General features: G+C 60.0%; 12 protein-coding genes and 1 other annotated feature. Of the genes, 8 read left to right on the forward strand and 4 right to left on the reverse strand.

What is annotated here, in order from left to right; translation table 11 throughout:
* Positions 1–11: 11 nt before the first annotated feature.
* Positions 12–761, reverse strand: coding sequence for a phosphatidylserine decarboxylase (locus D2V04_RS07190; RefSeq protein ID WP_119512561.1), 750 nt, complete (start codon positions 759–761; stop codon positions 12–14).
* A 100-nt stretch (positions 762–861) separates the two neighbouring features.
* Between D2V04_RS07190 and D2V04_RS07195 the strand changes: the two genes are divergently transcribed.
* Complete coding sequence (locus D2V04_RS07195; protein WP_182849687.1) at positions 862–1,944, forward strand: phosphatase PAP2 family protein; 1,083 nt, start codon at positions 862–864, stop codon at positions 1,942–1,944.
* On the opposite strand, the gene D2V04_RS07200 is transcribed toward D2V04_RS07195, so the two are convergent.
* Positions 1,905–3,035 (reverse strand): beta-ketoacyl-ACP synthase III, encoded by a 1,131-nt coding sequence (locus D2V04_RS07200; protein ID WP_119512563.1) that lies wholly within the window; start codon positions 3,033–3,035, stop codon positions 1,905–1,907. The genes D2V04_RS07195 and D2V04_RS07200 overlap by 40 nt on opposite strands.
* 917 nt (positions 3,036–3,952) lie before the next feature.
* Between D2V04_RS07200 and D2V04_RS07210 the strand changes: the two genes are divergently transcribed.
* Positions 3,953–4,882 carry a HEPN domain-containing protein gene (locus tag D2V04_RS07210; protein WP_119512565.1) on the forward strand — a complete coding sequence of 310 codons (930 nt, stop codon included), beginning with the start codon at positions 3,953–3,955 and terminating at the stop codon, positions 4,880–4,882.
* A 33-nt stretch (positions 4,883–4,915) separates the two neighbouring features.
* Here the strand turns inward: D2V04_RS07210 and D2V04_RS07215 are convergent, their stop codons facing one another.
* Positions 4,916–5,179, reverse strand: coding sequence for a hypothetical protein (locus D2V04_RS07215; protein ID WP_119512566.1), 264 nt, complete (start codon positions 5,177–5,179; stop codon positions 4,916–4,918).
* A gap of 97 nt (positions 5,180–5,276) precedes the next feature.
* On the opposite strand from D2V04_RS07215, the gene D2V04_RS07220 reads away from it, so the two are divergent.
* The 5 genes from D2V04_RS07220 (at position 5,277) to D2V04_RS07235 (ending at position 9,491) form a co-directional block, all read left to right on the forward strand.
* Positions 5,277–5,873 carry an SOS response-associated peptidase gene (locus D2V04_RS07220; RefSeq protein ID WP_119512567.1) on the forward strand — a complete coding sequence of 199 codons (597 nt, stop codon included), beginning with the start codon at positions 5,277–5,279 and terminating at the stop codon, positions 5,871–5,873.
* Positions 5,874–6,410: 537 nt separating this feature from the next.
* A complete protein-coding gene (locus tag D2V04_RS07225; protein ID WP_228766303.1) occupies positions 6,411–6,686 on the forward strand; it encodes a helix-turn-helix domain-containing protein in 276 nt (91 codons plus the stop codon).
* Positions 6,683–6,847, forward strand: coding sequence for a hypothetical protein (locus tag D2V04_RS17915; RefSeq protein ID WP_182849688.1), 165 nt, complete (start codon positions 6,683–6,685; stop codon positions 6,845–6,847). The genes D2V04_RS07225 and D2V04_RS17915 overlap by 4 nt, the downstream gene beginning before the upstream one ends.
* A 308-nt stretch (positions 6,848–7,155) precedes the next feature.
* Entirely contained in the window at positions 7,156–8,550 is a 1,395-nt protein-coding gene (gene chrA, locus D2V04_RS07230; RefSeq protein ID WP_119512568.1) for a chromate efflux transporter, read from the forward strand.
* A 23-nt stretch (positions 8,551–8,573) separates the two neighbouring features.
* On the forward strand, positions 8,574–9,491 hold the full coding sequence (locus D2V04_RS07235) for a DUF1259 domain-containing protein (protein ID WP_225081837.1): 918 nt from the start codon (positions 8,574–8,576) through the stop codon (positions 9,489–9,491).
* Positions 9,492–9,810: 319 nt separating this feature from the next.
* Here the strand turns inward: D2V04_RS07235 and D2V04_RS07240 are convergent, their stop codons facing one another.
* Positions 9,811–10,080 (reverse strand): hypothetical protein, encoded by a 270-nt coding sequence (locus D2V04_RS07240; protein ID WP_119512645.1) that lies wholly within the window; start codon positions 10,078–10,080, stop codon positions 9,811–9,813.
* 228 nt (positions 10,081–10,308) lie between these two features.
* On the opposite strand from D2V04_RS07240, the gene D2V04_RS07245 reads away from it, so the two are divergent.
* Positions 10,309–11,537, forward strand: a protein-coding gene (locus D2V04_RS07245) for an IS3 family transposase (protein WP_119511571.1) whose coding sequence is annotated in 2 segments (ribosomal slippage) — positions 10,309–10,597 and positions 10,597–11,537 — 1,230 coding nt in all. Because the reading frame shifts where the segments join, the coding sequence is not laid out codon by codon here.
* Positions 10,590–10,706 (forward strand) — a sequence feature (AL1L pseudoknot). (Overlaps the previous gene by 117 nt.)
* Positions 11,538–11,576: the final 39 nt, after the last annotated feature.

Genomic DNA, 11,576 nt, shown 5'->3' on the forward strand with positions numbered 1-11,576 from the left:
ATAGTCTTCGCTCACTGCGCGACACCCTCGATCAGCTTCTGCTCGCCGATCTCCGCGAGAATCGTCTCGCCCGCGATGACCTTCTGCCCCACCAGGACCTTGGAATCGGTTCCGGCGGGGAGATAGACATCGACCCGGCTGCCGAAGCGGATCAGGCCGACGCGCGCGCCCGCCGCCAGGGTGTCGCCCGGCTTGACGAACGGCACGATCCGCCGCGCGATCAGCCCGGCAATCTGCGTAAAGCCGATCGCCACGCCGTCCTGCCGCTCGATCAGGATATGCTGGCGCTCGTTCTCCTCGCTCGCCTTGTCGAGGTCGGCGTTGACGAACTTGCCCGGAATATAGACCAGCCGCCGCACCGTGCCGCCGATCGGCGCGCGGTTGATGTGCACGTCGAACACGCTCATGAAAATCGAGATGCGCGTGACGGGCTGATTGGGAAGCGCCGGCGTTCCGCTGCCATCGTCCATCGTCAGTTCTGCCGGCGGCTCCATTTGCGTGATGAGCGAAACGAGCCCGTCAGCGGGCGAGACGATCGCCCGCTCGTCCTGCGGGACGACGCGTTCGGGATCGCGAAAAAAGGCAAAGACGCCGAGTGAGAGGAACGCCATCGGCCAGGCGATCGTCTCCCACGCCAGGAATGCCGCGAGCAGGCTGATGCCCACCGCGATCAGTCCAAACTTGCGCCCTTCGGGATGAATAGCCGGCCATTGCCAGGCGACATCACCGCGTCCCTTGTTGTCGACCAATTCACCAGCCATCCCCGCCATCTAGAGACTCGCATCCATCCAAACAAGCGGCACGACGCCGCACCGGCGCGTTAGGACGATGCTTACCATCTCGCACTATCGCCTCCGGTCGATGAGCATGCGCGACGAAAGCATCCGCCGCTGGATCGGCGAGGTTCCGATCTACGGGATCGCTCTGGCGCTGTTCGCGCTATGCGTTGTCCTGCTGACGGGCAAGGGCATAAGCCTGGATGCCGAACCCGCCGCGGCCAACGCGTGGCTCTATCTGGTCGCGATCATCGCCTGGCTCTCGGTCGACACCGCCGTGTACCTCGCGCGCCGGCGGCCCAGCGAACCGATCGCAGCGCTGCACCGGCGCTACGCCGGGCCCACAGCCGCACAGCGATGGCTCGCCGGGACGCCCCTGCTCGCGCTCTGCGTGCTGCTGATGCCGTTCTTCTCCAAGATGAAAGCCGCGATTCCACTGTTCAACGACTACACCTGGGATGCCCGGTTTATCGCCTGGGATCGCGCGATCTTCTTCGGTCACGATGCCTGGCAGGTGCTGCAGCCGCTGGTGGGCTATCCGCCGATTACGGCCGCGCTCGCGTTTCTCTATCATGCCTGGCTTTTGCTGCTCTACCTCGGCTGTCTCTATTTCGCCTTCGCCGCGATCGATCCCGCGATCCGCCGCCGCTTCTTCCTCACCTATGTGCTGGCATGGTCGGTGATCGGCGGGGGTGTTGCGACCCTGCTCGCTTCGGTCGGCCCCTGTTTCGTGGGGCCGCTGTTCGGCGATCCGGCGTTCGATGCGCAGATGGCTTATCTTCGCGCGGCCGACGGCCAGATACCGGTGATGACGCTATCGGTGCAGGAAATGCTGCTCGACTGGCATTTGGCCGATGCCGATGGGCTCGGCAGCGGGATCACCGCCATGCCCTCGATGCATGTGGCGATCGCATTCCTGTTCTGGCTCGCCACCCGCCGCGTGTCGCCCATGGTCGGACGCTGGTTCCTCGCGTTCTTCGTCGCCATCTGGATCGGCTCGGTCCACCTCGCCTACCACTATGCGGTCGACGGACTGGTCTCGGTGGTGCTGGTGGCGATGCTGTGGCGCGCTTCCGACTGGATCTTCAAGTGGTGGGACGCGCGGGTCGCGGCGTCCGCGGCGCGGATTCAGCCGATCCTGCGGACGAAGACGGTTCCGGCCGAATAGCCCGCTCCGAAACTGCAGATCAGCCCGGTATCGCCAGGTGCGAGATCGTCGCTGTGAAGATGAAACGCGATGATCGAGCCCGCGCTCGACGTGTTGCCGTAGGTGTCGAGCACCGTCGGACTTTCATCCTCATTCGCTTCATGCCCCAGGACCCGGTGCGCGATCAGACGATTCATGCCGGTGTTGGCCTGGTGGAGCCACAGGCGGCGCAACCCCTGCGGATCGATCTCCAGCCGCTCGGCCTCGTCCAGGATCATCTGCGAGACCATCGGCACGACTTCCTTGAACACCTTTCGTCCCTGCTGGACGAAGAGCTTATCGGGCCGATCCGCAGTTTCGGGATGCGCGCGATTGAGGAAGCCGAAGTTGTTGCGGATATTGTTCGAGAAAACCGTCTTCAACCGGGTGCCGAGGATGTCCCAGTGCTGCGTCGGCGCCATGGCCGCGTCCTCCACCAGCACGGCCGTGGCGACGTCGCCGAAGATGAAATGGCTGTCGCGGTCGCGCCAGTTGAGATGGCCGCTGGTGATCTCCGGGCTGACGACCAGCACCGAACGCGCATTGCCGGCACGGATGTAGTCAGCCGCGGTCTGGATGCCGAATGTCGCCGAGGAGCAAGCGACGTTCATGTCGAAGCCGAAGCCTTCGATGCCCAGCGCCTGCTGGATCTCGATCGCCATCGCCGGATAGGGGCGCTGCATGTTCGACGCGGCGCACAGCACCGCATCGACATCGGCGGCATCGCGCCCTGCCCGCTCGAGCGCCTCGCGGGCCGCTTTCACCCCGATCTCGGCCAGGATCGAGAGCTCGTCGTTCGCCCGTTCCGCCCACCGCGGCGCCATGATTTCCGGATCGAGCACCGGCGCCTTCGCTATCACGTGGCGCGCCTTGATTCCGCTGGCCTTCTCGATGAACTCGACCGAGCTCGGCTCCAGCGGCTCGATCTCGCCCGCCGCGATTGCCTCCGCATTTCGTGCGTTGAATCGCTCGACGTAGGTGTTGAAGCTGGCGACCAGTTCCTCGTTGGAAATGCTCTCTTCCGGCGTGAACAGGCCGGTCGCGGAAATCACGGGACGATGGGTGGGCTGCATTGCGCTCAACTAAAGCCGTCCGCGGGGACCGGCAAGCACCGACACTGCGGCGGCGCTCGGGACCACCTAGCCGCGCCTCCGGAACGTCACGTCCCGCCCGGAAATCCGCACCGCTCCGGCAGCCGAGTAAGTCGCACGACCCGCCGCTTCGGAAGGCACGGGCTTCGCGGCGCGGCATTCTGTGATCGGGGGCGTCAGAATGGAGTGACAATATGCGAAAGCCAACCATGCTCATTGGGCTATTGGGAGCGACAGCGGGCTTGGCCGCCGTCTCCTCGGCGGCGGCACAAGCCAAAGGCGAACCTCAGCGTTCCACTGAGCCGCCGCCCGGACTGGTGAAGGCATTGGAGAAAGCCGCCCCGGGCATACTCCGCGCAATGAACGCGACGGAAGGCTCCAACAGCCGCCTGCAGGATTTGCCCATCAGCGTTTAGGCCAAGACACAAGGCAAGAACCTGGCCCCGCTTCGGCGGGGTCTTTTATGCCTGCTTGCCGATGAGCGGGAAGGCGTGGTGGCAGGGCTTGAATCGAACCTAGCAATTAACGTTTTGAAATCAATTTAGTACTCATAGGCAGCGTAAACTCTACCCCACACTCTCCCCCACATTTTTGTTCATATAAGTGTAGTTCGGTTCAGCTTTTGAGCTTTGAAACTGAATTTTTCGGGGCTTGGTAGAGCGCCTTTCCTTCTTATCCCAGCCCGTTCGAAGTGCCAAGAAGCACTACCTCAAAAGAAGCTCTTTGCTGTTCCACACCAGCGTACCAGCATCTGGGAATGGGTCTATGAACGCCCATCCCCATTTCTTGGTATTGACGTATACGGGCTCCGCTGAATCACTGTGCCCAATGAGCGAGTTTTGCGGATGAATCATGGTCAGCAGGTGCAACCATTCCAGCGACTTGCTAGGAACTGACTGATGAAGACCGATCTCGATCACCTGCCCCCGCAAAAACAGCGCGAGCTGGAACGCGTCGTTCAGCTGATCTTCGAAGAGTTCGAGGATGCCTTCGCACTGGCTAAGCACGACTGGAAGAAAGCCGGGCGTATCCTCAAGGTCATCCTTTACGGAAGCTACGCACGCGGTACCTGGGTCGACGAGCCGCATACCGCCAAAGGCTACCAGTCGGATTATGATTTACTGATCATCGTCAATGACAAGCGGCTCACCGACAGAGTGAAATACTGGGCAAAGGTCGATGACCGCCTGATGCGAGAATACGGCGTGACGGGCACGCTCCACACGCCGGTAAATTTCATCGTCCACACCTTGCAGGAGGTGAACGACGGTCTCGCCCATGGCCGCTATTTCTTCATGGACGTTAAGCAGGATGGAGTCGCGCTCTACCAGTCGGACGACACCGAGCTGCATACGCCTAAACCCAAGACTCCCGACCAAGCGCTAGCAATGGCGCAGGAGTATTTCGACGAGTGGTTTCCAACGGCTATCCAGCGCTTTGAACTCTCGAAACTTGGCAGGGAGCGAGGCTTCCTCAAACCCGCTGCCTTCGACCTTCATCAAACTTCCGAGTTTCTCTATCACTGCGTGCTCCTGGTCTGCACGTTCTACACACCCCACGTGCACAATCTCGGGTTCCTTCGCACCCAAGCTGAGCGCATCGATCCTCGCCTCACCTACGTCTGGCCACGCGATACGAAGCGAGACCGCGCCCGCTTTGAGAAACTCAAAGAAGCGTACGTGAAGGCGCGCTACTCAAAACACTACCGGATCACGAAAGCGGAGCTTGAGTGGCTCGGCGAGCAGGTCGAAGAGCTGGGCCGCGTCGTCCACGAAGTGTGTTCTGAGCGATTGGAAAAACTCAAAGCCGAGACCGGGAACGGTTCTTAGACAATTGCTATCTTGGCTCGAGATTCGTCAAGATTACGGAGCGCTGAGCACATTTGTCTGTTCTGTTTCTGGAAAAAGCGGCAGGGTTTTGTCGTCAAAACCGGCCTCCCCCGCCTCCCGGGTAATTTCATAAGGCCCGAGCGCCTCGACGATCCTTGCCGTGAGTGTCTCGACCGCTTCGCGCCGGTTGAACGCTCTCGTTGCTGAAAGCACATCGCGGAGCGCGTAGGTCTCGACCGTACCGAGTGCAGCCCCGATCACATAGGTAAGTTCAGTATCGCTAGGTCGAATCAACATTCTTGCAGTTAGAACATAACAGGAACTAATTGCCAATGCGAAACTTCTACCCTGCTGCCGATTGACAGTAAAACATGCTCGCGGCAGGCGCTTTGCGATGTGCAATCTCTACCGAATGACGAAGGCGAACGACGAGGTCGCGCGCTGGTTCAATGCAGCCGATCAACTGGGCAATGCCAACTTTGGGGACGAAGTGTTTCCGGGATATCCCGGTGCTGTGATTGCAGATGGCAAGCTCTCGCAGATGTCCTGGGGTTTCCCGTTGTCGCTCAAAAGCAAGCGCACCGGCGAGCCGCTCAAACCGAAGCCGGTCAACAACGCTCGCACCGACAAACTCGACAGCTACATGTGGCGCTACAGCTTCGAGGAACGCCGCTGCCTCATTCCGTTGACGGCATGGGCGGAAGCCGAGGGCACACCGGGAAGCAAGACGCGCACCTGGCTAAGCCGTCCCGATAGCGAGTTGTTTGCAGCCGCAGGGCTGTGGCGCAACAGCGACGAATGGGGTCTCGTCTACTCGATGTTGATGACCGACAGCGCTGGCATTGCTGCGGAATGCCATTCGCGGATGCCGGTACTGCTGGAGCAAGACGACTGGTCGAAATGGACCAACGGCTCGACAAGAGAGGCGCGCAGTCTCTGCAAGCCATGGACCGGTGAGCTTGCAATCGAACGGACGGATCAGAGCTGGTAGAAGTGCATTCCGACTGCACGCCTGCCGTTTTTGGTGCGCTGTAATCGCTGCGCTCGCTTCGCGACATCATTGCCACGCATTTGCAACGAAGCTGCATCGCGTGCTGTTCAGATAAAGTGTCCGTGGACGTTTGGGGTGGGTAGGAAATAGGATGGCGAGATAAAAGCACCGCCGTCGGTCGGGGTGCAGGTGGTTGGTTTCGCTGATGATTTGCCGACGGCGCTGATGTTGCCCTGCTGGCGCTGCCCTATGAAATCCTTTTGTTTTCAATGCAGAGAGCGACGGCGCCTCCCAAATCGAGCAAGTATCTTGGCAAATGAGCCTTTGAGATGAGATCCGCATTCGTCCCCGAAGACACGTTGGGATACACTTTACCCTAAGTTGCCAGAAGAGCGGCGCGCCAGCGCACCAAAGGCTGCCCCAGCGTAAAAACGTCATGTGGCGCGCCAGCTCTCAATAGAGCGATACTCGCTGTCGATGGCGGGCCGGTCTGCTCCCCTCCATGATCCCCCAGGTCGGTCCGTCATCACCCGATAGATGAAAGGACCGACCGGCATGCCTTCTGCAGGCACGACAGACCATCTTCGCGAGCAACGACAGCGTCAGTCGATAGAACCGATAGCGATGCGGGTGCCCGAGGCCTGCCGCTATCTCGGGATCGGGCGCAGCACCCTCTATGTGCTCATCGGTGAAGGCGAGATAGAGATCGTCAAGCTGGGCAGTTCGACGCTTGTGCTGACTGCCAGTCTCCGATCGCTGGTTGAGAGACGGCGGAAGAATTCAGATGAGCCGACTGCAGAAGCTGTGCAATGACCATGCATCCTGATCTCATGAAGGCCATCGTACTCGCCGCCATCATCAGGATGCCGGACCACTCGAAGCGTCAGCTGGTGTCGACGGTTCAGCAGCGACGCGAGAAATCCGAAGATGCATTGGCAGCCAGCGTGGTCGTGGAACTTTCGCGGCGCTCCTAGTGCACTCGAGCTATGTCGGCTTCGCGCCCCAATATTGGACATTTGATCGGTCTCGTCGCGATCCTGAAACCTGCCACTGGACTAGGTAGTAGCTGAGGGCGGCTTCGTGCCCTCAATTCGGAAATCGGAGATACAAATGCCGATCTCGAAAGCCGACATTCTCCAAGTGCAAGGCAGACTGTTCGCGTAAGGCTTTTGACAACACCAGATCAATGATCTAGCAGTTTGACTTCGGGCACTTATTCCGGCGCCCGGTAAGGCAATGCGCCCAAGTCCGGCTCGATGAGCTGTGTGCGAAGGACGCGTTGATGAATTCTCCCGCTAATTCAGGTTCCGTAGAACAAACTCCGATCCCGTTTTCCGAAGGGGTGCGTGTCTGGGCGCGCGTGGCCGCGTTGAGCTTTGGTGGACCAGCGGGCCAGATCGCGGTGATGCACCGCATTCTAGTCGATGAAAAGCGCTGGATCGGGGAGAACCGGTTCCTGCATGCGCTCAATTACTGCATGCTCCTGCCCGGACCGGAAGCCATGCAGCTTGCCACCTATATTGGCTGGTTGCTCCACGGCGTTCGCGGTGGCCTCGTCGCAGGATGCCTGTTCGTCCTTCCCGGCTTCCTCAGCATTATGGCGCTTAGCGTGCTCTATGCCAGTTTTCAGGAGGCCAGCTTCGTCCAGGCGATTTTCTTCGGCATTAAGGCGGCGGTGCTCGCCATAGTCATCGAGGCCCTGCTGCGCATCGGGAAAAGGGCATTGAAAACTTGGCCCATGTATCTGATTGCCGCCGCAGCCTTCGTGGCGATATTCGCATTCGATGCACCTTTCCCGCTGATTATCGCGGCCGCCGCGCTGGTCGGTTTTCTTGGAGGGCATTTCGATCCTGCACGGTTTCTGGTCATTCGCGCCCGTGAAACGACCGAGGACGGGGAGAGCGAGCCGGAAGCCGTGCTTCATACAGGCGGTATGGCGAAAGCGCAGCCTACATGGCGCGGAGCAGTCCGCACGGCCTTGATCTGGGGCAGCATCTGGGCAGCTCCCATAATTGCGCTGATCCTTCTTGTTGGCCCAAATCACGTGTTCACGGAACTGGCGGTTTTCTTCTCCAAGCTCGCGGTCGTGACATTCGGGGGCGCGTATGCCGTGCTGGCCTATATGGCGCAGGAAGCCGTGCAGACGCATGGCTGGCTTGCCCCCGGTGAAATGCTCGATGGGTTGGGCATGGCGGAGACCACGCCGGGTCCACTGATCCAGGTCGTCCAATTCGTGGGGTTCATGGGGGGATATCGCGAAGCAGACATGTTAGGCCCGGTGGCATCGGGCATCGCGGCTTCGGTCATCGTCACGTGGGTCACGTTCGTGCCGTGCTTCCTATGGATTTTCCTTGGTGCGCCATTTATCGAAAAACTGCGCGGCGTGAAGCTTCTGACAGCGGCGCTTTCGGCGGTGACGGCAGCAGTCGTCGGTGTGATCCTAAACCTTGCCATCTGGTTTGCGCTGCACGTTGCCTTCGCACGGCTTGACGAGGTTCGAGGTTACGGCGCACGCCTGCTCGTGCCGGACTTCGCCACGATCGACGTCGCCTCCGTCGTCATTGCCGCTGCGGCCCTGATCGCCATGCTGCGCTTCAAGATCGGGATGTTGCTCGTTCTCTTCGTGAGCGCACTCATTGGGTCGCTGTATTACCTCGCAATGATGGCTGGCACCTGAAATCACATCCAAGGAGAACTAAGATGAAGCAATTACGCAGAACATTGTTCGTCGGCGGCTTGGCTCTATCGCTATCAGCGATGTCGGCGGCTCTTCACGCGCAGGATAATCTCGGCAATCTCGAGGCACTGATTTTCGAGGCATCGCACTCGGAGGTCACCATGACCGACGATGGGGTCGCACGCATCGGTTGGACGCGCGCCGACGTGCCGGTGATGGTCGACGGCATGCGCCTCGATCCCCCGGCAGGTCTCGGCTCATGGGCTGCCTTCAAACCCGTCGATGGCGGAGTGATGGTCATGGGCGACACGGTCGTATTCGAGGATGAGATAACAGCCGCGATGGACGCTGCCCTCGCCAACGGGTTGACCGTCACCGCGCTGCACAATCATTTCATATTCGACGATCCGCCGGTCTATTTTATGCATATCGGCGGGCATGGGGAAACCGCCAAGATGGCAGCGGGTGTAAAAGCCGTCTGGGATGCCATCAAGGAAGTGCGCGCCGCCTCGCCGACGCCGCAGCGCAGTTTCGGTGGCATGACGCCGGATGCAAACGGCACGATCGAAGCCCTGGCGCTGAGCGAAATCTTGGGCACCGAGCCAAGCATCGCCGATGGTGTCGTGAAATACACCTTCGCTCGCCAAGGCCGCATGCACGGCGTTGAGATCGGTGGTTCGATGGGGCTTACGACCTGGGCGGCGTTCTCGGGCACCAACGACCTTGCCGCCGTGGATGGTGACTTCATCATGACCGAGGACGAAGTCCAGCCCGTGCTCCGCGCACTGCGCGAGCGGGATATCCATATCGTAGCATTGCATAACCACATGATCGGCGGTGAACCGATGTTTTACTTCCTCCACTACTGGGGAGTGGGTCCAGCAAAAGAGCTTGCAGCGGCGATTGCTGCTGCCCGTAACGCACAGGCCGAAACCGGATAGGCGCAACCATTCCGATAAAAATCAGTAAGGCAGCGATCGCTTGCACCTCATTGCGACAGGCATTGTCTTCGAAATGGCAGGGAACGTGAGTTATGTCGCTAGCTGGTGGGCTTGTCTTTGAATGCGATGTGGATGGGACACGGCGCCGCGATTTGAATCGCGACCGGATTGTCCGTTTTCTTAGGAAAGCTCCCGAAACCAGACTGTCTCGAAGCGGCCCAGAACTCGCCACGATATGGCAGCTAAACTACCGGCGCCCGAAACCAAGCCGGTCAGACGATTCATACGTCGGATTGGTTCACGGGAATTCTGGTCACTTTCACTGGCCGGGAAATGGGATGACATTGGCGCTATCAAGAAAGGTCGCCATACCTTCATCAGCGACTACCTGCTCGAACGCCCTGAATGCCGCGTCATCATCTGCGAACTGGTCATCCCAAACGATCGAGGTACCCTTCTCATTGACGACTTCGAGGGTCCATTGACCTTCGTCCTCCAGACGAAAAATGTTCACCTCGACAGAAACCCCATCTTTCGATTGGCTACCCGATAGGCCGGAAGTGACAAGGTTAGGGTCGCGTTTGCTCATATACTGCTGGATATTGCAGAAGGGCATCCGTGTAAATCGCATCGACGCCGCACAAATGACCGGCGAATTTTGCCGGCAATGTGGCGGGGCATGTCTGGTGTAAAATAAGAGAGGCTACTGGCCGAGGCAGAAACCCAACGGACCGTCAGCTTTGCCCTGTCCGGAGCTTCACAGCTGAACCGCCCCGGGATTGTCGGAGGCCCTAACTCCTGAGAGGAAGGGTCTACGATGAGCAAGACGACGAACAAGTTTGCACCGGAAGTTCGCGAGCGGGCAGTCCGCCTGGTTCTGGACCAAGAGAGCGAGCATCCATCCCGGTGGGCAGCGATCACATCCATAGCGGCGATGATTGGCTGTTCAGGGCACACGTTGCTGGAGTGGGTGAAGAAAGCCGAGGTGAACAGCGGCAAGCGTGCCGGCGTACCGGTGGAGGTTGCAGACAAGCTGAAGGCGCTGGAACGCGAGAACCGCGAGCTGCGCCAGGCCAACGAGATCCTGCGCAAGGCCTCTGCATATTTTGCCCAGGCGGAGCTCGACCGCCCGTTCAAGCGATGACCAGCTTCATTGATGAGCATCGGGGTGAGTATGGGGTCGAGCCGATCTGCCGGGTTCTGCCGATCGCCCCATCAACCTACCACGAGCGTGTCGCACAGCGCCGCGATCCGTCGCGCCTGTCACCACGCGCCCAGCGCGACGAAGCAATGAAGCCCGAGGTTCAGCGCGTGTTCGATGCCAACTTCAAGGTCTACGGGTATCGCAAGGTGTGGCGGCAGATGCAGCGCGAGGGCTTCGATATTGCCCGCTGCACGGTGGAACGGCTGATGCGTGAGCTGGGCCTGCAGGGCGTGATCCGGGGGAAGCCGGTGAAGACGACGATGAGCGACAAGGCAGCGCCATGTCCGCTCGATCAGGTCAACCGCCAGTTCCATGCACCGGCACCCAACATGCTGTGGGTCTCGGACTTCACCTACGTCGCGACGTGGTCCGGGTTCGTCTATGTCGCCTTCGTGATCGACGTTTACGCCCGCTATATCGTGGGCTGGCGGGTGAGCAGAACGGCGCATGCCAGCTTTGTACTCGATGCCCTGGAGCAGGCGATCCATGACCGACGGCCTGTTCACCGTGGCGGCCTGATCCACCACAGTGATCGTGGCAGCCAATATGTCTCGATCAAGTATACCGAGCGTCTTGCCGAAGCCGGGATCGAACCATCGGTCGGCAGTGTTGGCGACAGCTACGACAACGCCTTGGCCGAAACGATCAACGGCCTTTACAAGGCCGAGGTCATCCACCGCCGAGGTCCGTGGCGATCATTTGAAGCCGTGGAATACGCCACGCTCGAATGGGTCGACTGGTTCAACAACCGGCGCCTGCTCGCGCCCATCGGCAATATCCCGCCTGCCGAAGCTGAAGCACGATACTACGCCATGCTGGACGACACGCCCATGGCGGCATAATTTAAACCGAATGGCCTCCGGCAATCCCGGGGCGGTTCA

The organism is Pelagerythrobacter aerophilus (genome assembly GCF_003581645.1).
Lineage (GTDB): Bacteria > Pseudomonadota > Alphaproteobacteria > Sphingomonadales > Sphingomonadaceae > Pelagerythrobacter > Pelagerythrobacter aerophilus.